This is a genomic window from Enterobacter sp. 168J2, from assembly GCF_034107265.1.
GTDB lineage: Bacteria > Pseudomonadota > Gammaproteobacteria > Enterobacterales > Enterobacteriaceae > Enterobacter > Enterobacter nematophilus.
This window is the reverse complement of sequence record NZ_JAWNEB010000005.1, coordinates 287,350-311,247: the sequence shown is the minus strand read 5'-3', so window position 1 is coordinate 311,247 and position 23,898 is coordinate 287,350. Positions and strand designations below refer to the sequence as shown.

24 protein-coding genes and 1 tRNA gene are annotated in these 23,898 nt (G+C 56.1%); 15 read left to right on the top strand and 10 right to left on the bottom strand.

Translation table 11 applies throughout. From position 1 onward, the window contains the following. Positions 1–24: 24 nt before the first annotated feature. Complete coding sequence (locus USG84_RS15655; RefSeq protein WP_151413920.1) at positions 25–843, top strand: EAL domain-containing protein; 819 nt, start codon at positions 25–27, stop codon at positions 841–843. A gap of 124 nt (positions 844–967) precedes the next feature. On the opposite strand, the gene USG84_RS15650 is transcribed toward USG84_RS15655, so the two are convergent. Then, the gene (locus tag USG84_RS15650; RefSeq protein WP_151413921.1) at positions 968–2,188 is read right to left on the bottom strand and encodes a cytochrome P450; all 1,221 of its coding nucleotides are present in this window, start codon (positions 2,186–2,188) and stop codon (positions 968–970) included. Between the two features lie 88 nt (positions 2,189–2,276). Further along, positions 2,277–2,353: transfer RNA gene (locus USG84_RS15645), tRNA-Arg, on the bottom strand. A 278-nt stretch (positions 2,354–2,631) separates the two neighbouring features. Between USG84_RS15645 and USG84_RS15640 the strand changes: the two genes are divergently transcribed. The 3 genes from USG84_RS15640 (at position 2,632) to fimZ (ending at position 5,516) form a co-directional block, all read left to right on the top strand. After that, positions 2,632–3,330, top strand: coding sequence for an EAL domain-containing protein (locus tag USG84_RS15640; RefSeq protein ID WP_151413922.1), 699 nt, complete (start codon positions 2,632–2,634; stop codon positions 3,328–3,330). Between the two features lie 24 nt (positions 3,331–3,354). Then, positions 3,355–4,071, top strand: a complete 717-nt coding sequence (locus USG84_RS15635) for a helix-turn-helix transcriptional regulator (RefSeq protein WP_151413923.1) — start codon at positions 3,355–3,357, stop codon at positions 4,069–4,071. 812 nt (positions 4,072–4,883) lie between these two features. Further along, a complete protein-coding gene (fimZ, locus tag USG84_RS15630; RefSeq protein WP_061098981.1) occupies positions 4,884–5,516 on the top strand; it encodes a fimbria biosynthesis transcriptional regulator FimZ in 633 nt (210 codons plus the stop codon). 51 nt (positions 5,517–5,567) lie between these two features. On the opposite strand, the gene sfmF is transcribed toward fimZ, so the two are convergent. The 6 genes from sfmF to fimA all read right to left on the bottom strand — a co-directional run bounded on the left by sfmF (position 5,568) and on the right by fimA (position 11,579). Next, on the bottom strand, positions 5,568–6,089 hold the full coding sequence (gene sfmF, locus USG84_RS15625; protein ID WP_028012231.1) for a fimbria assembly protein: 522 nt from the start codon (positions 6,087–6,089) through the stop codon (positions 5,568–5,570). Positions 6,090–6,098: 9 nt separating this feature from the next. Next, positions 6,099–7,106 (bottom strand): type 1 fimbria D-mannose specific adhesin FimH, encoded by a 1,008-nt coding sequence (gene fimH / locus USG84_RS15620; RefSeq protein ID WP_061098982.1) that lies wholly within the window; start codon positions 7,104–7,106, stop codon positions 6,099–6,101. Beyond that, positions 7,099–9,660 carry a fimbrial biogenesis usher protein gene (locus USG84_RS15615; RefSeq protein ID WP_253540982.1) on the bottom strand — a complete coding sequence of 854 codons (2,562 nt, stop codon included), beginning with the start codon at positions 9,658–9,660 and terminating at the stop codon, positions 7,099–7,101. Before USG84_RS15615 ends, fimH begins: the two co-directional genes overlap by 8 nt. A 14-nt stretch (positions 9,661–9,674) precedes the next feature. Continuing rightward, positions 9,675–10,367: a type 1 fimbria chaperone FimC gene (fimC, locus tag USG84_RS15610; RefSeq protein WP_028012228.1), complete on the bottom strand. Its 693-nt coding sequence runs from the start codon at positions 10,365–10,367 to the stop codon at positions 9,675–9,677. A gap of 34 nt (positions 10,368–10,401) precedes the next feature. Further along, on the bottom strand, positions 10,402–10,947 hold the full coding sequence (gene fimI, locus USG84_RS15605; protein WP_320738361.1) for a type 1 fimbrial protein subunit FimI: 546 nt from the start codon (positions 10,945–10,947) through the stop codon (positions 10,402–10,404). 68 nt (positions 10,948–11,015) lie between these two features. Continuing rightward, positions 11,016–11,579 (bottom strand): type 1 fimbrial major subunit FimA, encoded by a 564-nt coding sequence (fimA, locus tag USG84_RS15600; RefSeq protein ID WP_028012226.1) that lies wholly within the window; start codon positions 11,577–11,579, stop codon positions 11,016–11,018. Between the two features lie 310 nt (positions 11,580–11,889). Between fimA and folD the strand changes: the two genes are divergently transcribed. The 5 genes from folD to USG84_RS15575 all read left to right on the top strand — a co-directional run bounded on the left by folD (position 11,890) and on the right by USG84_RS15575 (position 16,396). Next, on the top strand, positions 11,890–12,756 hold the full coding sequence (gene folD, locus USG84_RS15595; RefSeq protein ID WP_028012225.1) for a bifunctional methylenetetrahydrofolate dehydrogenase/methenyltetrahydrofolate cyclohydrolase FolD: 867 nt from the start codon (positions 11,890–11,892) through the stop codon (positions 12,754–12,756). Position 12,757: 1 nt separating this feature from the next. Further along, the gene (ybcJ, locus tag USG84_RS15590) at positions 12,758–12,970 is read left to right on the top strand and encodes a ribosome-associated protein YbcJ (RefSeq protein WP_028012224.1); all 213 of its coding nucleotides are present in this window, start codon (positions 12,758–12,760) and stop codon (positions 12,968–12,970) included. Positions 12,971–13,201: 231 nt separating this feature from the next. After that, entirely contained in the window at positions 13,202–14,701 is a 1,500-nt protein-coding gene (locus USG84_RS15585; RefSeq protein WP_028012223.1) for a PTS transporter subunit EIIC, read from the top strand. A gap of 83 nt (positions 14,702–14,784) precedes the next feature. Beyond that, entirely contained in the window at positions 14,785–15,801 is a 1,017-nt protein-coding gene (malI, locus tag USG84_RS15580; protein ID WP_253540979.1) for a Mal regulon transcriptional regulator MalI, read from the top strand. 73 nt (positions 15,802–15,874) lie between these two features. Continuing rightward, the gene (locus USG84_RS15575) at positions 15,875–16,396 is read left to right on the top strand and encodes a metal-dependent hydrolase (protein ID WP_151413925.1); all 522 of its coding nucleotides are present in this window, start codon (positions 15,875–15,877) and stop codon (positions 16,394–16,396) included. 76 nt (positions 16,397–16,472) lie between these two features. On the opposite strand, the gene cysS is transcribed toward USG84_RS15575, so the two are convergent. Continuing rightward, entirely contained in the window at positions 16,473–17,858 is a 1,386-nt protein-coding gene (gene cysS, locus USG84_RS15570) for a cysteine--tRNA ligase (protein ID WP_253540976.1), read from the bottom strand. Positions 17,859–18,032: 174 nt separating this feature from the next. Here cysS and ppiB point away from each other — a divergent pair, with 174 nt between their 5' ends. The 6 genes from ppiB to mnmH all read left to right on the top strand — a co-directional run bounded on the left by ppiB (position 18,033) and on the right by mnmH (position 22,503). After that, positions 18,033–18,527: a peptidylprolyl isomerase B gene (gene ppiB / locus USG84_RS15565; RefSeq protein WP_000256009.1), complete on the top strand. Its 495-nt coding sequence runs from the start codon at positions 18,033–18,035 to the stop codon at positions 18,525–18,527. 3 nt (positions 18,528–18,530) lie between these two features. Further along, positions 18,531–19,253 carry a UDP-2,3-diacylglucosamine diphosphatase gene (lpxH, locus tag USG84_RS15560; RefSeq protein ID WP_253540973.1) on the top strand — a complete coding sequence of 241 codons (723 nt, stop codon included), beginning with the start codon at positions 18,531–18,533 and terminating at the stop codon, positions 19,251–19,253. A 140-nt stretch (positions 19,254–19,393) separates the two neighbouring features. After that, positions 19,394–19,603: a YdgH/BhsA/McbA-like domain containing protein gene (locus USG84_RS15555; protein WP_151413926.1), complete on the top strand. Its 210-nt coding sequence runs from the start codon at positions 19,394–19,396 to the stop codon at positions 19,601–19,603. Between the two features lie 171 nt (positions 19,604–19,774). Then, complete coding sequence (gene purE, locus USG84_RS15550) at positions 19,775–20,284, top strand: 5-(carboxyamino)imidazole ribonucleotide mutase (RefSeq protein WP_253540970.1); 510 nt, start codon at positions 19,775–19,777, stop codon at positions 20,282–20,284. Beyond that, positions 20,281–21,348 (top strand): 5-(carboxyamino)imidazole ribonucleotide synthase, encoded by a 1,068-nt coding sequence (gene purK / locus USG84_RS15545; protein WP_253540967.1) that lies wholly within the window; start codon positions 20,281–20,283, stop codon positions 21,346–21,348. The genes purE and purK overlap by 4 nt, the downstream gene beginning before the upstream one ends. 84 nt (positions 21,349–21,432) lie before the next feature. Continuing rightward, complete coding sequence (gene mnmH / locus USG84_RS15540; protein WP_253540965.1) at positions 21,433–22,503, top strand: tRNA 2-selenouridine(34) synthase MnmH; 1,071 nt, start codon at positions 21,433–21,435, stop codon at positions 22,501–22,503. A gap of 122 nt (positions 22,504–22,625) precedes the next feature. Here mnmH and USG84_RS15535 read toward each other — a convergent pair whose 3' ends face one another. Beyond that, entirely contained in the window at positions 22,626–23,771 is a 1,146-nt protein-coding gene (locus USG84_RS15535) for a porin (RefSeq protein WP_061098992.1), read from the bottom strand. Positions 23,772–23,898: the final 127 nt, after the last annotated feature.

Below are 23,898 nucleotides of genomic sequence, written 5' to 3'. Positions count from 1 at the left end.
GGCGCCGCGCGCTTAAGGCTCACGATGATAACCACGACAAAATGGCTCACCCGCTTCAACGCCCTGTTGGCTCGCCTGTTTACCCTCGCCCCGGAAAGAACCCTGAGCGCGGCCATCGAGAAGCGCGAGATTATCCCGGTTTACCAACCCTTTTTTGACAGCCAGACGGGCACTATCGCGGGTATCGAGGTACTCGCGCGCTGGAATCATCCCCTGTACGGCCCCGTGTCTCCAGATACCTTTATCCCGCTGGCGGAGAAACACCGGCTTATCGCCCCGCTAACGCATCATCTGATTCAGCAGGTCATTGCCGATCTTCAGCATCAGATCCACCTATTCCCGGACCGGCTCTATATCAACCTGAATCTGAGCGCCTGTAACTGCCTCGATCCGCGCTTCGAGACGGATACGCTTGAGCTTTTGCAAAAACTCGCGTCGAGTCAGGTGCAGCTGGTTATCGAAATTACGGAACGCGATCCGCTGCATTTCACTCCCCAGTTAAGCGAATGGTTTGCAACGCTCCGAGAATCCAATATTTCCCTGGCATTGGATGACTTTGGGACTGGCTATTCCAACTTATCTTACATTCACGCGCTGGAGCCCGAATTCATCAAGATAGACAAACTGTTTGTCGGCCAGATTAGTGAAAATGGCGATACCCGACTGGTAGACAGCCTTATCGAATTGGCGAAAAAAATGCGCCTGAGGATCATTGCCGAGGGCGTAGAAACAAAGGCTCAGGCCGACTACCTGCGCTTAAAGGACAGCGATTTTTTGCAGGGTTACTATTTCGGTAGGCCTATGAAGATCGATGAACTCGTCGGGAAAGTTAATGCTTGCTGAAGAACAGCCACTCTGCATTGGGGGCGGCTGCAATGACATTATTTTTTTGATATCGGTGCCGTGAATTTTATTGTGAGTCACGGGGGAAACAGGATCCTTATCCTGTCACTGCCCTCATTATCGCTTAGATAATTTTAACAGGAAGCGTCTCCAGCGTGCGGAGAATCAGGCTTCGATTCGACCATTTCGCGTCGCCGTCCAGAGCGATCGTCCCGCGTTCGCTTAAGGCCATCGCCAGCGTTTCAGCCTGACACTGCGCCAGCAGTTGCCCAATACACTGGTGTACACCGGCGCCAAATCCCAGCTGTCGCTGTGCGTTCTTGCGGCCGGGAATAAAGCGCCACGCCTCTTCAAAGACGCTTTCATCCCGATTCGCCGAACCGAGGCATAACAAGATGTTATCCCCGGCTTTAAGTTCGCGCCCCAGAAACTGCACGGGAGCCACAACCCTTCGCCTGCCCATCTGCAGCGGAGACTCAAAGCGCATGGTTTCACTGACGATTTCTTTCAACCGAAGAGTGTTATTTCTGACGCGTTCCTGTAATTCAGGATGCTGTGCCAGCATATATATGAGGTTTCCGGTTAGCGCTTCGCTGGTTTCACTGCCGCCGATAAGCATCGTGACGCAGTCGGTGCTAAAGCGCGCGGCAAGCGCATCCCGATCGCCGCCATATCCTTTCAGAAGGCTGCGATAAAAAAGCGAGTCGTAACCCTTTCCGTGCGCCTGCGCGAGTTGTCGAAAACTGTCATCCAGACGGGAAAGCGCCACGATCAGCCGCTCAAGTCCCTCCCGATCGATGGCGCTGGGATCCAATAAGAGCCGGATGGCATTTTTCTCTTGTTCAACCACCTCCTGCTGCGCTTCCGGCAGATTGAGCCAGGCGGTAAACAGTTTCCCCCAGAGCGGCGCTGCTATCTGGCGTTTGCCGTCAAAAGGGCCGGCGGCCGTTAAATCTGCCACCACTGAATGCGACTCCTCAGAAACAAGGCGGGTTAACGCCGCCCAGGATTCGCCGGTAAAAAGAGCCTGCAGCGCCTGACGGTGCGCGCGATGCACATTCCCATCTTCAAACAGCACAATGCCATAGAGAAGGTCCCGCAAAGGGGGCGACAGGCTGAAGCACCGTTTTTCCATTTCGGTATGAACATCTTCAGGTATGCCAGAAGAGACAAACGCCCGCTCTTTTAGCGCCTGATAAACATCCTGATAGCGGGTAAGCACCCACGTTTTACCGATTCGAGCCACCGGCTGGTGGTGTCGCATATGGTGATAGACGTTATGAAGATTTTCCTGAAAGACAGGTGAGGCGGGATTAAACCGAAGTGCTTTGTCGACATATGCCACAGGTGAACCCTCATTGCAGGATTAATCACCTTTCAGTAAAGCAGGGATGTGTTTCAGTTCAAATATTTCAGAAAAGGGAAAGGCTAAATGGCACGCCCTGTAGGATTCGAACCTACGACCTACGGCTTAGAAGGCCGTTGCTCTATCCAACTGAGCTAAGGGCGCACTGAGAAGAGTGAACTTCGCGGTGGTGAAACGCGAAGAATTATACGGTCAATGGCAGGTGAGTCAATGCCTTTTCAGTTTTCGGGGGCAATTACCCCTAGCCGATTGTAAATACGGCTATTTTCTCAACATTTCTCGCTGTTTCACCGTAAAATTTAGCGCTGCGAAAAGGCTTAGTTGCATTTAAGTAACGCCTGCTGTTTTCCTGCTCGTCGGCTCGTCACACTAGAGCGAGGTTTCCCGGCCGCCTGGAGGCTGACAGACAACAGGACAATGGAGTGACAGCGCAAAACCCGTTCGATACGCCCCCCCGGTTACAGTTTATTTCTCAGGACATCGTCGGCATCAAACTGGAGCCTGTCGTCGCCCTCACCTCTCAGCGTCAGGTTGGCGTAGAGGTGCTTAGCATTCTGTCCGAACCGCAGCACAGCGAGGATTTTTTCCATCATCGGTCGCCAGGCTGGTCAATGACGCTGCTCGAAGCGCAGCTTGCCGCACTAAAAAAGACGCCGCACGGTAATAACCTTTTTATTAATCTGCCGATAACCGTTCTGACAGAGCCAGTGTCTTTTCAGCGGCTCATCAATCTGAAAAACACGCCGCTGAATATCGAGATTGTTGAGCTCTCTGCCTTTCTGGCGTTCTCTGCCGCACAGAAGCAGCGCGTCATTCAAAACCTGTCGAAACTCCGGAAACAGGGGCACAGTATATGGCTGGATGACATCGACGAATTTGTCATTCAGCCGTTTTTATTTTGTCGATTACCGTTGAACGGCATCAAAATTGATAAGGGCGCATTCTGGCGTTTACGCGCCACACCCGCGCTGAGGCAGCTAGTTTCACGTTGCTTTCAGCTGGCCGGGAGCGTACTCATCGAAGGTATTGAGACTGAACGCGATCGCACCTGGGCACTGCAGGCAGGCGCAGATCTCGGCCAGGGATATTACTGGCCGTCCTGGACATGGCCGGAGGATTAAAGAGCCATTTCCAGGAGGGAGACCATGCGAATGACAGTGCGCCGTTACCGGCGGCGGCGTACAGGAAGTGATGCACTGGGATTTACGCACTCACCTTTTGCTCCCCCCTTTTTCGACCGGCTCGAGTTTTTGAGCCAGTCCATCAGCCAGCCCCGAAAAACCGACGCTCCGTTTATCATTCTGGTCACGGAGGATCATTTTCTGCGCACCGGTTTTCTCAATGGGCAGTTTCCCCTGAGCAGCTGTTGCGACTATACCTCGCTGGATGATGCCCTCGGCGCTCAGGCCCAATGGCCTTCAGCGCGTCTGGTGGTGGATGTTGAAAGCCGTTCCACCGGGCTGATCGATCAGTTGGATCAGTTAAGAAGGCATAGCCTGTATCCCCCCTTCCTGACGCCGTGGCTACTGGTCCGGGCAGATAATTATGATACCCGCCTCTTCTGCAAAGCGGCGGGACCTTTTCACGTGCTGGAACGTCAGATGAACGCGGCAGGTCTTCAGCACAGCCTGATGGATACCCGTCCACCGCAGGGGTCCGATAAAGACTGGTTTTCCCGCAACGAATGGCCCATTTTGCAGGAGCTTGCCCGCGGTAAGACGCTACGTCAGATCGCCCTTCTGCAGAATCGCCCCTATAGCCGCATTATCTACCGTCTGAGCTGCATCCTGCTTAAGCTGGGGCTGAGCCATCGCCAGGAATTGTTACACCTTCTTAATAACCTTTCAGACTGCACGTTCTAACTTACTCACTAACCTCTTATTTCCTAAAGCGGTTTAGGAATTTACTTACCATCCATGTTATTGAATGGTTAAATTTTAACAATGTATTCGATTTTATAACTATTCCTAATTTATGGCTCGGAACCATGTGAAATGTCACAGAATGAATCAAAGGCAGCACTTTCCTCCATCCGTTAAGTGAATGCAGAAGGCGTTAATAAGATGATAATGATGTAAAAACAAGCAGCTTCGCTTCACGCTCCAGGAGCGGAAAGCAAAGTGGGTAGCATGTTCTCCTGCGCGATGATGGCGTGACGTTGATGCGCCTTAAGCACTTTCAGATGAAGGTTTGACACCTTGCGAGGGCACTTTTTCGCCTCTTTTACCCTGGCTCGCCCTAAGAACTGACGCCCTCTTTCGTTAACAAACACGCAACATAAAGAGACATCTGTTATTTTTTGTTATTACATAAAGATGAAAAGGTGCGGTAAATGGGATAACAGGATATTTCCGCTAAATTTAAAAACATAGCCATTCAGATCCAGAAGATAATACAAACCAATAAGCGAAGGTTAATTTACAGGGTTTTCGGAAAAAACTTACTCTGTATAATAAGATGCGTACCAAATCTGAATAAGAAAAATCTTTTTGCCAACACCAGCCAAATGAGATGACCGCGCTGAGGCACTGTTCTTTTCATTACGTAAACAAGGATGCTTTCGCTCTTTCCAGGGAAATACTACGGTATAGGGATCTGCACTTTATATCCTTCCGGCATTTCGAGAGTTTTACAAAACTCTGCATAACGCTTTTAACAATCTGAGGCATTAAAAATGAAACCGGCATCCGTTATCATTATGGACGAACATCCTATCGTCAGAATGTCGATAGAGGTCCTGCTACAGAAAAATAAAAATATCACAGTCAAGCTTAAGTCTGGCGATAGCCATGAAGTTCTTGACTGCATTCGCAATCATCCTATCGATTTGGTGATCCTTGACATCGAACTCACGGGCACAGACGCCTTCGCTTTACTGAAGAGAATCAGAAACTTAAACAAAGACATCAAGGTTCTGTTCCTCTCCTCTAAATCAGAGTTATTTTACGCGGGTCGTGCGATTCGCGCCGGGGCCAACGGCTTCGTCAGTAAACGAAAAGATTTGGGAGAGATCTACAACGCCGTAGAGATGATTTTGATGGGCTATTCTTTTTTCCCGTCTGAAACGCTGAATTTTATTAACCATATGGGTTCGGGAAAAGGGATGGCAGTGGATATGCCATTATCGAATCGCGAGGTCACGGTATTACGTTATCTGGCGAATGGATTATCCAATAAGGAGATTGCTGAGCAGTTACTGTTAAGCAATAAGACCATTAGTGCGCACAAATCCAATATTTATTCCAAGCTTGGCGTACAAAGCATCGTGGAATTAATAGATTACGCCAAAGCGCACGAGCTGCTATAACCTGAATTCACTCCCTGCAGTTTATCCGAGCTGCAGGGAGTGCGGTCAGTGCTAATTATAATTAATCATGAAGGTGGCATCCGCATCAGCCCGTCCGGGCTGAGGGTTATCGGCCGTGGCAATATAATTGGCATAAAATGACAGAGTCGCATTCCCCTGTGCATCAACCGTGACCGGCTGGCTGGCCTGCTGAAGCGCCAGACGCGTTTTATCCGCATCCCTGATCTCGACGGCGACGTGGCTCGCTGTACTGGCGTCATTCAGCGCCAGCAGCCCGCTATTGCTCCCGTCGGCCTTACCCGAGAACGTAATGGACGCCGCCCCGGGCGGACAGCCGGTCAGCTTCAGCGTGAAGGGCATAGGCTGCGTGCGGCTCCCCGTGGTGTTGAGCTGCTTCGTGGGCCAGGTGCCCAGCGTGACCGTTTTGTCGCTATCGTTACCCTCTGCCACGCAGGTGAAATCGACAATATTGCCGTAGAGCCGAATATTAATTTCGCCCAATGCGGTTTCCGCCTGAGCCTGGGTGCAAAGCGCAAAGAGCGCCACGGTGATAAAACGGATCCCGTTTCGCATGTCTGCTCCTTAGTCGTAATCCACGCGCAAATATCCGCGCGAGGTAAAGCGCCCTTCCGCTGGCTTGTTGCCCGTCACGCTCACCGGCCAGACCCGGATCCCCACCTGCGCCTGCGCGCTGTCGTCCAGGCGGAACGGAATTTTGCTCGTCAGGTTGTTAGGCGTGAGCGGCGCACCGCTCTCGTTGGCAATGATGAACCCCACATCCGGGTTATCCGACACCAGCGCATTATCGGAGACCTTTTCAGCCTCGACGCGCATCGTCAGCATGGCGTTTGCCTCCACGTTAGTGCATTTAATCGCGATGGTTTTGCTCTGCGATGAGACCCCCTCCGGCTTGTTACCCACGCCCGCCTTGCTGAACAGGGAGGCGCCAATGTCGCCGAAATCAAATTCAACCACATTCCCGGCGTTGATGGCGCAGCTCTGGGGGACCTGAATGGTTCCGCTGTAGCTGATGGTGTAGACCGGCGTGGTCAACGGATCCGAGGAGGTGGTGGTGACGTAAACCCGGAACATAGTGGCACGCGGGATCACCACCATATTGATAAAGCGTCGGGTCACCTTAAGACGGAAAACAAGGCTGGAATCCTGCACGCCAAACGGTTGGTTTTTTGAAACGTTAGGATGGCTCCCCATCTGGATATAGTTTTTGGGTGGGTAAAACGCGCCGGCATAGCTGTCCGTGATCTTCATCGCCCCGTCCAGATAGTCGTTAAGCTTCAGATACTGATAGCCATCGCTGGTCCCGGTGATCGGGTAATCCGTCACGTAGCTGCGCTTGGTGGTATTCCCGACGGTGCCCTTCGGGCAGACGGCGTTTACCCCCACCCACTGCGATTTCTCGCTGAGGGTGACAACCTGCCCGACCTGGTTATTCGAGCTGTTGAATTTATCCGTCAGGTCGTAATGCACCTCCGTCGGCACGCCCTTTTCATTGACGCACACGGTGGCTAACGCGTTTGTCGCGGGCAGGAGTGCCAGAAGCGACAGGGCAAAGATATGGATTTTAATCACAGCGGATCCCCTTAAGTGTGATCGCCTGTTGCAGGCTCTTTTCAGGCAAGCTGTAAGGCGCACGGCACTGGGACTGCGCCCCGTTACCCCACTGGACCAGCAGTTCGCCCTCCAGCGGCAGCCCACTCAGATAAATTTGCCCGTCATCCCCTACCATGCTGGTCACGCCGCTCTGGATTTCGCGCACCACGGCGCCGAACGGTACCGGCTGGTTGCCGCGCGTTACCGTCAGCAGGGCGCGCACGCCAATGCGGGTATCAAAGCTGGCGCGGACCAGCGCGCCTTTGGTCGGCACCACGCTGCTCACGTTGTTTTCGATATCGGTGTTGTTGCTCATGGTATTGGTATCCAGCGCCACGCGGTTGTAGCGGTAGACGGTGGCATACGGCATGACCGCGTAGCCTCGCCAGTCGGTCTTCACGCCGGTCTGGTTTTCCACGCTGACGCCTGATGCCCCCGGTGCCTTAATCAGCACGTTGGTATCGCCCAGCGGCTGGCTGAAGGTCACGCCGTCGGCATGGCCAACCACTCCGCCGGAAAGCTGCCAGTTGAGATCGTGCTGATCGCGGGAATAGTTGTAGCCCACGCCCAGCGTGCCGTAGGTCGCCTGCCAGTTGGCGCTGGCGCTTCCGCTTGAGCCGTTGGTGCTGGCGTGTCCCTGGGTCACGCTGTAGTTCAGGTTGCGGTCCTCAAGCAGCGTGCCGCTGACGCCGGTTTGCCAGCTGGTGTCGCCATCGCTGTTTCGGCTGGCGGATGCGGTGGCATAGGCGCGATCGATCGCGCTGTCCCGGCGATAGCCCTGGCGGGTAAAGAGGCTAAACGGCACGGAGACGTTAAACGACGCGATCCGGTCGGTGCCGTCGATCCCAACGGATTTATTCCACGACCATGACAGGGAGTAGTTGACCCCCTTCACGCCCCCCGCGTAGCCCAGCTGATACCAGAGGTTCGTTTCGTCCGTCCCCCAGTAGGTTTGCTCGCTCCCGGAGATATAGACCGAGCCGTAATCCCCCAGCGACTGGGAAATGTTGAGCTGGAAGCGGCCTTTTTTATTCCACGTCAGGTTGTGATAGCTCTGCACGTCCGGCACATCGTTATCGTCCTGGCTATCGGCATACTGGTAGCCCTCCATTGAGCGCCAGGCCACGTCGTCCAGGGTGTAAAACCCCTTCGTTGAGTAGCGGTAGCCCAGCAGCTGGAAGTTGGTGCCAAATCCGTTCAGCGATTTTGCATAGAGAAAACGCAGGGACTGACCTTCATGTTTGCTGTCGTCCGCGAGCTGGCTGCGGGCGTGGGTGATATCGACGGAGACTGCGCCCCAGTCACCGAGGTTTTTCCCGGCGCCGACGGCCACTGCGGTATAGCGTGACGCCAGCTGGGTGCCGCCATAGAGCGTAAAGCCGTTGGCAAGGCCGGTAATCAGGGTGCCCTGAGCGAAGAACGGTGTATCCTGGTCGCTGTTACCGCTGCGGTAGTCCCCCGCCACGAGGTCATATTTCCAGCGCCCTTCACGCTGCAGGAGCGGCACGGTGGAGTACGGCACGGTGTAACGCTGCTGGCTGCCGTCTTTCTCTTCCACCGTGACGTCCAGGTCACCGCTGGAGGAGGTCGGGTTAAGATCGGTGATGGCGAACGCGCCGGGCTGGACGTAGCTTTGATAGATAACGTAGCCGTTCTGGCGAACCACCACTTTGGCAGGCGTACGGGCAATACCGCGCACGGTCGGCGCGTAGCCCTGCAGGCTGTCGGGGTACATGCTGTCAGACGAATAGAGCCGCCCGCCGCGAAAACCGACGCTGTCGAAAACGTCATTCCCGGTGTTGCTGTCGCCCAGCACCAGCTCACTTTTCAGCGGGATAACGGTGCGCTGCGCCCAGGTGCCAATATTCTGCCACTCGCTGCGCCGCTTGCCGTTATTTTGCGTGTAGCGCCATGCGCCGTTGTTGCGTAAACGCCAGGCACCATAGTTCAGCCCGCTCTGCAGGTTCAGGTAATAGCTGTCGTCTTCGCTTCCCCGGTTGCCCGTGAAGCTGTAGTTCACCAGCGCGGCGGGAATGCCTTCATCCCACTGTTCAGGCGGAATATAGCCGCGCGCGCTATTCTGCATCGCCACCTGCGGCAGGCTGACGTTCAGGCGCTGTGAGGCAAAGTTAAATGCCGTTTCGCTGCCGGGAATGGCCGTGGTCAACGGAACGCACGTTTCACCCTGCACCTTCGCCAGCTCGGGAAATGCGGCAACGTTGACGCCAAAGCGATCGAGCATCGCGCGCGTAATGCACGGCGACAGGCCGCCCGCCACCGGCGGCGTGTTCTCGGCCTGTTCAAAACGCACGTCCTGGGTGCCGATAAACTCATCGTTACGCCAGATATCCACGCGATAGATGCCGGGTGCCTGCTGGTGCCCCTGTTCAAAACGCGACAAATCCGCCACGCTGGCGGTGTCGTCGGACAAGAAGGCCGGGTTGAAGTAGCTTTCGCTCCAGCCGGCCTGCGGCCAGAGCGCGGCCATCAGCGCCAGTGCAACCGGGCAGTAACGTCCCTGGTGGTTTTTCATCGCCCTGACTCTGCTCACAGGTTGACGCTGCGCGCCGGTGTAATGGCGCCGTAGTCATTCACGCTCTGCCAGGAGAGCGTACCGCCGGCCCCGGCGGGCAGCACCTGCTGAGCCGAGTTTTTCGGCGCTACCATCAGGTTTTCCAGCGTCTGACCGCCCAGCTTCAGGTTGACCAGAGTGATGTAATACGGCGAGGCGTTGCTGACTTTGAGATGGTTCCCCACGCGCTCAAAACGAAGCTGGGAAAGCGCCTCATCCGGCTGCATCGCCAGGTTATTCGGGCGCACAAAGAGCTTGATGCGCGAAAGGATCGCCAGCTGCAGCACGTTATTGTTTTCTGTTTTCGCTTTGTTCACCGAGGGGATCGCCTTCACATTCATGTAAAAGAGCGATTCGCGATCGGCAGGCAGCGCCGGACCGGCGTAAATAATACGCAGCGTGTTTTCGCTGTCCGGCTCGCTAACGAACAGCGGCGGCGTGACGGCAAAGGTTTTTTCCTTTTGCCCGCTGGCATTTTCGATCCACGCGTTAATTAAATAGCGTTCTTGTTTATTGCTGTTGGTGATCGCCAGCGACGTTTGCTTCGCATCTGCCGGGTAAATAACGCGCGTGGCCCCCAGCGCAATACCGCCGGAAGCATTCGCGCATGCGGAAACCATCATTAAAATAAACGATAAAAGCAGTCCTGGTTTAATTAGCATATTCATCAAAACCGTACCTTTAATAATGTGTTCGCAGGTGTTATGGATAAATCAACGTAAACCAGACATCCGACTGAATATTGCCTGGCACGAGGTGTTCGGAAATAGCGCGATAGCGGGCGCTAAAATGAAATGCGAGCTCGCTGGTATTCACGGGCAACCAGCTGACGGCCGTCGCATTCGGGATAATCTGACGCTGCTGCTCATCAAAAGGCGCCAGCCCCACGCCGCTGCTGACAGGCGTTTCACCTGGCCGCGATGTCGCCAGAAAAACCTGCGGATCTTCCGCGGGCGTCACGCCCTGAAACTGGATCCCCACGATGCGCGAGACATCCACGCTGCAGTCCAGCAGCCGCACGGTGAACGGCACATTAACCGTTGAAAAGCTGCCCACACCGGAAAATGAATTGGTTCGGTACTGCCCCATGTCGATGCGCATATTCTGGCTGTCGGGCGCCACGGCGCAGCCGCCGTTTACCAGCTCCCCCCGAAGATGCACCTTGCCGCCTTCGATCACCACGGTATGCGCCGATGCCGGGCAGGCCACCGCAAGGGTTAACAGCAGTAGTGTTCCAGTCCTTGTCATCCTTCGTTCCTGGCAGTAGCGTATGACGGGCCTCGTCCCTGAGGCCTGAACATCCCTGTGCGAGGGTATTATTCGTATTTCATTACGAAGGTGGCGTCAGCGTTCGCCTGGCCTGGCTCGGTGGTCGCAGCCGTTGATTTGTAGCGCGCGGTGAATTGCAGGGTGTTAGTCCCTTTAATCAGGTCTTTCGCGGCAGAGAAGGTGGCACCGTCCGGGGTCAGCACGCTGGATTTGCTGTCGAGGATCTCGATACCCACGCCTTTCGCGGTGTTGTCGTTGTTACCGGACGTCACGGCCAGCAGGGTTTTGTCGGTCGCGTCGATCTGGCCGGTGAAAGCAACGGCAGCGGTTTTAGCAACCAGCGGATCGCAGTCATTCAGTTCAATGTTGAACGGAATATTAGAGGTGGTGTCGCCCACTTTGGTGAATTTCGCGGTACGATACTGACCGAGATTAACCGTCTGCTCGGAAGAATCGGTATTTACTGAACAAGCAGCATTAACCAGTTCACCTTTAAAATGCACGGTACCGCCATTTACGGTAACCGGCGTAACTGGGTCGGCTGCATTAGCGGCACCCGCGACCAGGGCCAGTGTTGCAATAACAGAAGAAGCAATGTTGCTGAGTTTCATGTCTATTCCTTTAAAATGTAAATAACCCTTCCCGCGAAAAATCGGGAATAAGAAATACGTTCAATTGCGTAATTGAAAACTTATTTCGGAGGAGACAAAGTAGCTCAGGAAGCAATTTTTAAATATGTCAAAACACTGCCATTTCGCCAGGTCACATCCTAATACCGCCTAAGAAATTGACCATCACTTAAGAAGGGTTTTTGCCCCTCACGGATGAAAACTCGTAAAGGGTGACTGACAGCGGGGCTCGCTTCTGACAAAATACAGGCCATCCCCCCTTTCAAACGTTACAGACGGAATCTTCTCTCTGATGGCAGCAAAGATTATTGACGGTAAAACGATTGCGCAGCAGGTGCGCTCTGAGGTCGCGGAAAAAGTGAAGGCGCGTAAAGCGGCCGGAAAGCGCGCTCCAGGGCTGGCCGTTGTGCTGGTTGGCAGCAACCCGGCATCGCAGATTTATGTCGGCAGCAAACGCAAAGCGTGTGAAGAGGTGGGGTTCGTCTCCCGCTCTTACGATTTGCCGGAAACCACCAGCGAAGCGGAACTGCTGGAACTTATTGACACCCTGAATGCAGATAAAGAGATCGACGGCATTCTGGTTCAGCTGCCGCTGCCTGCGGGCATCGACAACGTGAAGGTGCTGGAGCGCATCGCGCCGGATAAAGACGTCGACGGTTTCCATCCGTACAACGTGGGCCGCCTGTGCCAGCGCGCGCCGCGTCTGCGCCCGTGCACCCCGCGCGGCATCGTGACGCTGCTGGAGCGTTATAACATCGACACCTACGGCCTGAACGCCGTGGTCATCGGTGCGTCCAACATCGTGGGCCGTCCGATGAGCATGGAGCTGCTGCTGGCCGGCTGCACCACCACCGTGACCCACCGCTTCACCAAAAACCTCCGTCACCACGTTGAAAACGCCGATCTGCTGATCGTCGCGGTCGGCAAGCCGGGCTTTATTCCGGGCGAGTGGATCAAAGAGGGCGCGATTGTCGTGGACGTCGGGATTAACCGTCTGGAAAACGGCAAAGTGGTCGGCGACGTGGTGTACGAAGATGCGGCGGCTCGCGCCTCTTACATCACGCCAGTACCGGGCGGCGTTGGCCCAATGACCGTCGCAACGCTGATTCAGAATACTTTGCAGGCATGCGAAGAGTACCACGATGTAGAGGAAGCATAAGATGGCCACATTTTCATTAGGCAAACACCCGCACGTCGAGCTGTGCGATCTGCTCAAGCTGGAAGGCTGGAGCGAAAGTGGCGCGCAGGCGAAAATCGTTATCGCCGACGGGCAGGTGAAAGTAGATGGCGTAGTGGAAACCCGCAAGCGCTGCAAGATTGTCGCCGGCCAGACCGTGAGCTTTGAAGGGCAGAGCGTGACCGTGACGGCCTGAGTTCCCCTCACCTTAACCCTCTCCCCAACGGGGAGAGGGGATCAAAAATTCCCCCATATCCATCGCGGTTAATTATCGATCAACTTCAAATAATCACGATCCCCTCTGGGTGAAACGTGAAAATTATGTTGCACGTTTTTCAGACTTTCCCCACGATAAGTAGAACGTTCTACTAAAACGTTCTACTTACAATAACAGCGCCAAAAAAAGCGCTACTCGGGGGAAATCAGCATGAGTCTGATATCAGGGTTTGTTAAATCGCTGTCTAAGTTATCGATGATTGGTCGCGCCTTAATGCTGCCAATTTCACTGCTTCCCGCTGCGGGCCTGCTGCTGGCCTTCGGCGATAAGTTCCACCTGCCGCTGATGATGAACGCCGGCGGGGTTATCTTTGATAACCTGCCGATGCTGTTTGCCATCGGCTCCGCCGTGGGTCTGGCGTCCGAGTCCGGCATCGCGGCGCTCTCGGCGGCGGTTTCGGTGTTTGTCACTAACATCACCATCAGCACCGTGTTAAGCATTACGCCGGAAATGGCTTCGCAGGGCGGAAAATACGCCATGGTGGTCGGCATCCCGACGCTGCAGATGGGCGTCTTTGGCGGGCTTATCTGCGGGATCCTCGCGGCCTGGTGCTATAACCGCTTCCACACCATGCAGCTGCCGGAGTTCCTCGGCTTCTTCTCCGGGAAGCGCTTTGTGGCAATCGCCACGGCGTTCCTCTCATTCCTGATGGGGCTGCTGCTGCCGTACGTCTGGCAGCACATTCAGGCCGGTATCGACGCGCTCTCCGTGATCGTAAACGGTGATAACCAGGCGGCATCGACCTTTATCTTCGGGCTGGTGGAGCGCGCGCTGATCCCGCTCGGCCTGCACCATATCTGGTATCCGTCCTTCTGGTATTCGTTCGGGGATTACACCACCCAGGCGGGCCAGGTGATCCACGGCGACCAGACCATCTGGTTCAAGATGCTCGAAGAGGGCGTCAAATCCTTCAGCAGCGATACCTACCAGAACGCCGGTAAGTTCATGCAGGGCGAGTTCCCGCTGATGCTGTTCGCGCTGCCCGCGGCGTGCCTGGCGATGTACCACGAAGCGCACACGAAGAATAAGAAAATCGCGGCCGGTATTCTCTTCTCCGCTGCCCTCACCTGCTTCCTGACGGGGATCACCGAGCCGGTAGAGTTCACCTTTATCTTCGTGGCGCCGATTCTGTACGTCTTTAACGCCATCATGGCGGGCCTGGCGTACATGACCATGTACCTGCTGCACGCGCATATCGCCAAATCGTTCTCGGCGGGCTTTATCGACTACCTGTCGTTCGGGATCCTGCCATCCTTTAACGGCTATCAGACCAACTTCCTGAGCGCCATTATCATCGGCATTCCGATGGCGCTGATTTACTACTTCACGTTCCGCTTCGTGATCCGCCGCTTCGACGTGAAAACGCCGGGCCGTACGGAAGTGACCGCCAGCGCGAATGACAAGTCCGATTCCGAACTTGCCACCGAAATCATCGGCCTGCTGGGCGGCGCGCAGAACATTGACTCCGTCGGCTCCTGTATCACCCGCCTACGTCTGGAAGTGGCGAAGAGCGATGCGGTGGACAGGGACGGACTGAACGGGCTCGGGGCGCGCGGCGTGGTCTTCGTCGGCGACAACGGGATCCAGGTGATTTTCGGTGCCAGAGCACAGTTTATCGCCCAGACCATGTCCACCATGATCGGCAAATAATAAGATGCCTGAACGACACGTCTCCTGTACGCTGGGAGCCGTGTCTTATCCGGCTGATAATCGGTACATTTCAGGGAGCGGTTTTGAAGAAAGTCAGCATCATTGATGTCGCAAAGCACGCGGGCGTCTCGGTCTCTACCGTCTCGCTGGTGCTACGTCAGAAAGGGAAAATCTCAGAGGCGACGATCGAGAAGGTCAATGCCGCCATCACGACGCTGGGCTATGTTCATAACGTTGCCGCTGCCAACCTCCGCGCCAACACCTCCAATCTTATCGGCCTGATCCTGCGCGACTTCAGCGACAGCTTTTCCATCAAGGTGATGGCGAGCATCGTTCAGGAGCTGGAGAAGCAGGGTTATATGGTTTTTCTCGGCCAGCCGCTCAACGACGGCGAACATCTGGAACGCACCCTGCTGTCGTTTAAGCAGCAGGGCGTCGCGGGCGTTATTTATCTCGCGTCTGACACCCGTAACGCCGCTTTACCGGAGCAGATCCGCCAGTGCCCGCTGCCGCTGGTAGCGGTCTCGCAGTCTCTGCTGGATGAAAAATGCAATCTGGTAATGCGCGATAACCGTCAGGCGGCGAACCTTGCCGCACGCTATCTTATCGAGCGCGGACACCGCACGATCGCCTACATTGGCGGGCGCGAGGGCTGTCTTATCCGCGAGCAGCGCCTGCTCGGCTTTCGCAGCGCGATGACGCAAAACGGGCTGGTCTGGCGCGACGACTATTCACCGGCCTGCAGCGACGACACCCAGGCCGCCGCGATGGCAACGCGCCAGCTGCTGGAGAAAAACAGCTCCATCACCGCCCTGCTCTGCCATTCGCCGGATGCGATGATTGGCTCCATTTCAGGCATTCATCAGGTGGGCCGCACCGTGGGGAAAGACGTCTTCTTAACCCAGCAGGTGGCGCTGATCGGTTTTGAAGATATGCTCCACGTCAACCTCACCTCCCCTTCCTTCACCTACGTCTCCTCGGCCAGCGATGAAACCGGGCGACAGGCGGCGGGGCTGATTATCCGCAAGCTGAAGGAGCCGGATCTGCAAACCCAGCGCATTACGCTTTCCGGGCAGCTTATCGCGCGCGAGTCGGCGTAAAATCAGAATTTGACACAGGTTTGCTGCAGCGGATTCGCTGCTATATTGCCATGATTTGCCATGGATAATTGCAATGCCTACCGTTATCACTCACGCTGCTGTCCCTCTTTGCCTGGGCTTAGGTCTGGGAACGAAAGCCATCCCTCCCCGCCTGCTGTTTGCCGGTATCGTGCTCGCCATGCTGCCGGACGCCGACGTGCTGGCGTTCAAATTCGGCGTCGCCTACGGGAATATTTTCGGCCACCGCGGCTTTACCCATTCGCTGCTGTTTGCCTTTGTTGTGCCGATACTGTGCGTGCTGACTGGACGACGATGGTTCCGGGCCAGCCTGACGCGCTGCTGGCTGTTTTTAACAGTGTCACTGCTGTCGCACAGCCTGCTGGACTCGATTACAACGGGCGGGAAAGGCGTTGGCTGGCTGTGGCCGTGGTCGGATGAACGCTTTTTCGCGCCGTGGCAGGTGATTAAGGTCGCGCCGTTTGCGCTGTCGCGCTACGCCACGCCGTACGGGCATCAGGTGATTATCTCGGAACTGCTGTGGGTGTGGCTGCCGGGGGTGGTGCTGATGGGGTTGCTGTGGTGGCGACGGAGGTAAAAGCAAAACGGCAACTCAAGTTGCACCCTCTCCCTGTGGGAGAGGGCTGGGGTGAGGGCATCAGCGCGCACCAGACCTACTTACGACGCCAGGTCGTCCCCTGCGGGCCGTCTTCCAGAATGATGCCCATCTCGGTCAGACGGTTACGCGCCGCATCGGCCGCCGCCCAGTCTTTCGCCTGACGCGCTTCCAGACGCGCTTTGATAAGCCGTTCAATTTCCGCCACTTCACCGTCGTCCGCCTGCGCGCCGCTCTGCAGGAACGCGTCCGGCTCCTGCTCCAGCAGGCCGAGCACGGAGGAGAGCTTGCGCAGATGGGACGCCAGGGCATTCGCCGCCGCCATGTCCTCTGACTTCAGGCGGTTCACTTCGCGCGCCATGTCGAATAGCACGGAGTAGGCTTCCGGGGTGTTGAAGTCGTCGTTCATCACCTCAACGAAGCGCGCTTCGAACGCTTCGCCACCCGCCGCAGGCACAGATTTGTCGGTACCGCGAAGCGCGGTGTACAGACGCTCCAGCGCCGAGCGCGCCTGCTTCAGGTTCTCTTCGCTGTAGTTCAGCTGGCTACGGTAGTGGCCGGACATCAGGAAGTAGCGCACGGTTTCCGCGTCGTAGTACTTGAGCACGTCGCGCACCGTGAAGAAGTTGCCCAGCGATTTCGACATCTTCTCGCGGTCAACCATCACCATCCCGGAGTGCATCCAGTAATTTACGTACTCGCCGCCGTGGGCGCAGGTGGACTGCGCGATTTCGTTTTCGTGATGCGGGAACATCAGATCCGAACCGCCGCCGTGAATGTCGAAGTGGTTACCCAGCTGCTTGCAGTTCATCGCGGAACACTCAATGTGCCAGCCCGGACGGCCTTCGCCCCACGGGGATGGCCAGCTTGGTTCGCCCGCTTTGGACATTTTCCACAGCACGAAGTCCATCGGGTTACGCTTCACGTCCACCACGTCAACGCGCGCGCCGGCCTGCAGCTGGTCCAGATCCTGACGGGAAAGCGCGCCGTAGGTTGGATCCGTCGGCACGGAGAACATCACGTCGCCGTTGTCCGCCACGTAGGCGTGACCGCGCGCGATCAGCTTCTCGGTGATCTCAATGATTTCGTGGATATGGTGGGTCGCGCGCGGCTCGCTGTCCGGGCGCAGAATATTTAGGGCGTCGAAGTCTTTGTGCATCTCAACGATCATGCGATCCACCAGCGCAACAAAGCTTTCGCCGTTTTCATTAGCGCGCTTGATGATTTTGTCGTCAATGTCGGTAATGTTACGCACGTACTTCAGGTTATAGCCCAGGAAGCGCAGGTAGCGAGAGACGACGTCGAACGCGACAAAGGTACGGCCATGGCCGATATGACAGAGATCGTAAACCGTAATACCACACACGTACATGCCGACTTCCCCGGCATGGATAGGTTTAAATTCCTCTTTCTGGCGCGTCATTGTATTAAAGATTTTTAACATCGAAGATTCCATGTAAACACGTGTGTGGGTTGTTTGTTCCTATAATACCCATAATTCGGAATAGGATCAGCACACAATGCAAGGTGATCGCGTCCTGTGGTTATGCTATAACAAGCCCCTATATATGACCCGAAGGCGGGTCGACGTACCACAATAACGGAACAGGATGCAAAAATGGTTACTTTCCACACTAATCATGGCGATATCGTAATCAAAACCTTTGATGACAAAGCGCCTGAAACAGTTAAAAACTTCCTGGACTACTGCCGCGAAGGTTTCTACAACAACACTATTTTCCACCGCGTGATCAACGGCTTTATGATCCAGGGCGGCGGTTTCGAGCCTGGCATGCGCCAGAAAGAGACCAAAGAAGCGATCAAAAACGAAGCGAACAACGGCCTGAAAAACACCCGCGGTACGCTGGCAATGGCCCGTACTCAGGCGCCTCACTCTGCAACCGCGCAGTTCTTCATCAACGTGGCTGACAACGACTTCCTGAACTTTTCCGGCGAAAGCCTGCAGGGTTGGGGCTACTGCGTGTTCGCAGAAGTGGTTGAAGGTATGGACGTGGTCGACAAGATCAAAGCCGTCTCTACCGGCCGCAGCGGTATGCACCAGGACGTTCCTAAAGAAGACGTTGTGATTACAAGCGTGACCGTCAGCGAGTAATTCGTGGCGACACTCTTTATTGCGGATCTGCATCTGCAAACAGAAGAACCGGCGATAACCGCCGGTTTTCTGCGTTTTTTACGCGGTGAAGCGAAAAGCGCCGACGCGCTGTACATCCTGGGCGATCTGTTTGAGGCCTGGATTGGCGACGACGATCCTAACCCGCTGCACCGTGAAATGGCTGCCGCCATTAAAACGTTGGTGGATTCAGGCGTCCCCTGCTACTTCATTCACGGCAACCGTGATTTCCTGCTCGGCAAGCGCTACGCCCGCGAAAGCGGTATGAAACTGCTTCCGGAAGAGCAGGTGCTCGCTCTCTATGGCCGCAGGGTGTTGATCATGCACGGCGACACGCTCTGCACCGACGATACCGGCTACCTGGCGTTTCGCGCCAAGGTCCACACCCCGTGGATCCAGAAGGTGTTCCTTGCCCTGCCGCTGTTTATCCGCAACCGCATCGCCGCCAAAATGCGCGCGGGCAGTAAAGCCGCTAACAGCAGCAAATCGTTGACCATCATGGACGTCAATCCGCAGGCGGTGGTGAACGTGATGGAAAAGCACCGCGTTCAGTGGTTGATCCACGGTCATACCCATCGTCCTGACGTGCATTCTCTTATCGCCAACGGCGAACCGGCCCATCGCGTGGTGCTCGGCGCGTGGCACAGCGAAGGCTCAATGGTCAAAGTCACGCCAGAGGGCGTGGAGCTGATCGCTTTTCCGTTCTAATCCACCTCTTCACACTCATTCTATTTTTTTGAACGATACAGGCAAATTGTTTCGATTTTAATCAGTCCGTGGTCGGCCTATTATTTATCACATCAGGGCAACACGCCCTATCCCAAACAAAATACTTAAGGAATACGACCATGAAATCCATCAAAACTTTCGTTGCAGTTGCTGCTCTCTCCCTGGTTTCTTTCGGATCTTTCGCTCAGACCGTAAGCGCAACCGGTTCAACCCTTGACCGTGCGGAAGCGAAAATAGCTGCCCAGGCTGCTGAACAAGGTGCGTCCTATAAAATCACCAGCGCACAGTTCAACAACCGCGTGTACATGACCGCAGAACTGACGAAATAATGATTGCCGCTCGACGAAAACAGACCGCCAGAACGCGGTCTGTTTTGTTATGAATTGATGACAACAACGGCTCAAGATTTAACCGCGCAACCGTTTTCCTTGCCCGTATAACATGCTATTCTCTGTGCCCTCGAAAGCAGTGTGTTTCGCACCACAGGAGTTTTAAGACGCATGTCTTCCCGCAATAATCCGGCGCGTGTCGCCATCGTGATGGGGTCCAAAAGCGACTGGGCTACCATGCAGTTCGCCGCCGAAATCTTTGAAATCCTGAATGTTCCGCACGACGTTGAAGTGGTTTCCGCACACCGTACGCCGGACAAACTGTTCAGCTTCGCCGAGAGCGCCGAAGAGAACGGTTACGAGGTGATCGTTGCCGGTGCGGGCGGCGCAGCACATCTGCCGGGCATGATTGCCGCCAAAACGCTGGTGCCGGTTCTGGGCGTTCCGGTCCAAAGCGCCGCGTTAAGCGGTGTCGATAGTCTCTACTCCATCGTCCAGATGCCGCGCGGTATTCCTGTCGGCACGCTGGCGATTGGCAAAGCGGGCGCGGCGAACGCCGCCCTGCTGGCCGCGCAAATTCTTGCGACGCACGACAAAGATTTACGCCAGCGCCTGGCGGAGTGGCGTCAAGCCCAGACCGACGAGGTGCTGGATAACCCGGACCCGCGGGGTGCGGCATGAAGCAGGTTTGCGTCCTCGGTAACGGCCAGCTGGGCCGCATGCTGCGTCAGGCCGGCGAACCGCTGGGTATTGCCGTCTGGCCCGTCGGGCTGGACGCCGAGCCGGAGGCGGTACCGTTTCACCAGAGCGTGATCACCGCCGAAATCGAACGCTGGCCGGAAACCGCGCTGACCCGCGAGCTGGCGCGCCATAACGCCTTCGTGAACCGCGACGTGTTCCCGATCATCGCCGACCGTCTGACGCAAAAGCAGCTGTTCGACAAGCTCGGCCTTGCGACCGCGCCGTGGCAGCTGTTATCTGAAAAAAGCGAGTGGAATGATGTCTTCGCCATGCTGGGCGAGCTGGCGATCGTGAAGCGCCGCGTCGGCGGATACGACGGCCGCGGCCAGTGGCGCCTGCGCGCGCATGAAACCGCCGAGCTGCCGGACGACTGCTACGGCGAGTGCATCGTTGAGCAGGGCATCAACTTTAGCGGCGAAGTGTCGCTGGTAGGCGCCCGCGGGCACGATGGCCGCACGGTGTTTTACCCGCTGACGCATAACCTGCATCAGGACGGCATTCTGCGCACCAGCGTCGCCTTCCCGCACGCCAGTCCCGACCAGCAGGCGCAGGCGGAAGAGATGCTCTCTGCCATCATGCACGAGCTGGGCTACGTGGGCGTGATGGCGATGGAGTGTTTCGTCACGCCGTCGGGTCTGCTGATTAACGAGCTGGCCCCGCGCGTGCACAACAGCGGCCACTGGACGCAAAACGGCGCGTCTATCAGCCAGTTCGAGCTGCACCTGCGCGCCATCACCGACCTGCCGCTTCCGCAGCCCGTCGTTAATAGCCCGTCGGTGATGATCAACCTGATCGGTACCGATCTGAACTACGACTGGCTGAAGCTGCCGCTGGTGCATCTGCACTGGTATGACAAAGAGGTTCGCGAGGGTCGTAAGGTTGGTCACCTCAACCTGAACGATACCGATACGGACCGCCTGAGCGCCACCCTGGAGGCGATCGTTCCTCTCCTGCCGCCGGAATACGCGAGCGGAATTGTCTGGGCACAATCAAAGCTCAAGTAAGACATCTGCGCCGGGGAGTTGACCTTCCCCTTCCCCGGCGTACAATCCCCGCCCATTGCTGCTGAGTTTTCTTCTGGAATAACCATGAACGATGGAACGGACTATCGCGCGATCCTCGCGTCTGATACCCCTTTAATCGACGTTCGCGCGCCGATCGAATTTGCCCAGGGCGCGATGCCTGCGGCAGTCAACCTGCCCTTAATGAACGACGACGAGCGCGCCGCCGTCGGCACCTGCTACAAACGTCAGGGCCCCGAGGCCGCGCTGGCGCTCGGCCATAGTCTGGTGAAAGGCGAGACGCGCGACGCGCGCGTCAGCGCCTGGCGCGAAGCCTGCCTTGCCCATCCCGAGGGCTATCTCTGCTGCGCGCGCGGCGGCCAGCGTTCACATATCTCTCAGGCCTGGCTGAAAAAGGCGGGCATCGACTATCCGCTGATCCGCGGCGGCTATAAGGCCCTGCGCCAGACGGCGATTCAGGTGACGATTGAGCAGTCGCAAAAGCCGATGGTGCTTATTGGCGGCTGTACCGGAAACGGTAAAACGCTGCTGGTGAAGCAGCACGCGCAGGGTATCGATCTGGAAGGGCTTGCGCACCACCGCGGTTCGTCGTTTGGCCGCACGCTGACGCCGCAGCTTTCCCAGGCCAGCTTTGAAAATCACCTTGCGGTTGAGCTATTGAAAAAAGACGCCGCGCGCTGGGTGCTGGAAGATGAAGGCCGGATGATTGGCTCCAACCACCTGCCGGAGTGCCTGCGCGACCGCATGATTGAAGCCCCCATCGTTGTCGTCGAAGACCCGTTTGACGTCCGTCTTGAGCGTCTGCGCGAAGAGTATTTTGACCACATGTGGGCGGATTTTTCTGCCGCGTACGGTGAGGAGGCGGGCTGGAAAGAGTACAGCGAGTACCTGCACCACGGCCTCTTCGCCATTCGCCGCCGTCTGGGGCTGCAGCGGTATGCAGAATTCACCGCGCTGTTAGATTCCGCCCTGCTGGAACAGCAACGTTCTGGCAGCACCGGGGCGCACTTCAGCTGGCTTGCACCGCTGCTGAAGGACTATTACGACCCGATGTACGGCTATCAGCTGGAGAAAAAGGCGGAGAAAATTGTGTTTCGCGGGACGTATGCCGAGGTCGCCGACTGGCTTAATCGCTAAAAAAAGCCGGGTGGCGAGGTAAAAGCAAAACGGCAACCAGGATTGCCGTTTTTAATGTTTGTTCCCTCTCCCCGTGGGAGAGGGTCAGGGTGAGGGCATCAGGCCGCACCCTACAAGACGACTTAGAAATCGTAACGCAGACGCACCAGGTTCATGTCGCCCAGGTTGTCGGTGCTGGAGGTGAACACGTGTTCGTAATCCACGCGGAAACCGTAGTCCAGCTGGAAGCTGATACCCACGCCGTTGTCGATGCGCTGGTAGTTGCGGCCGTTCACGTACTCGATGCGGTCACCCATGAAGTAAGGCTGGATGGATTTCACCGCGTACTGACCGATTGGGAATTTGTACCCTGCGAAGTATTCAATACCCCACGCGTCGCCCGCAAAGTAGTCGTTAACAGACACTTTTTTGGTGGTCAGGAAGTTCTGGTACCAGCCGCCGCCCGCGGAGAAGGTCCAGTTGTCCGGCGTCCAGCTCAGCGCGGTACCGACAATATTCTGATCGTAGGTTTTGCTGTCGCCGTTGTCCGGGTTACGCATGTCGGCACGGGTGTAGTTCCACGCAGCGCCCCAGGTCAGATCGGTGGTCAGGTGGTAATCGATACCCAGCGAGCCGCCGCCTTTACGCTTGTAGCGCAGGCCGTTGCCCGGCAGGTATTCGCTGTCTTCAAACAGGTAGGATGCGTAAATGTCCGCATCGCCCACGGTTTTCTTGTATTTCAGCATCTGGCGTGAACGGTAAGAGCCGTCGTAGTCGCCGTTGATCCCGTTACCCGGCGCCTGGGCGATCATGTCGTAGTCCCAGATATCGGTTTTCGCGCCCACCACATCATAGTAAACGCTGTTCTGTTGGCCGAAGGTCAGCGTACCCCAGGTATCGCTCTTCAGGCCGGTGTAGAGCATGCGGCGAGTGGTGTCGTGTGCGCCGTCTGCATAGTGATTATCCCAGTTAAACTGGGCAGGGATGTTCACCCCCAGCTCGTAGTAGCTGATCCAGCTGATGTCATCAAACAGGTAGTAATCAGCCGCGAAACGGAAACGGGTGCCGCCGTCAAAGCCGTTACGCTTGTAGCCGTTTTTACCGTCGTCGCCGGTCATGTTCTGGAACTGCGGACGAATGCTGCCGCCAACGGTGAAGTTCAGGCGGCTCAGCGGGTTACCCGCCTGAGGATCCTGCTTAAGTACGGTGATTTCTGCCTGAGATGCAAAAGTAGTCAATGCCACTGCCGCGCCGATCGTTGCCGCCAGCGCTGATTTTTTTATAGTCATTATTTTTCCTTAATAGACACGCTGCTAAATATTTAGCTGGTGAATATTAACCGGAAATATTCGGGCTGTGTGGACGGGTTTTTAATGTTTTGTGCTGCTAAATGCGTTGGCGTTATCACTTTGTGCT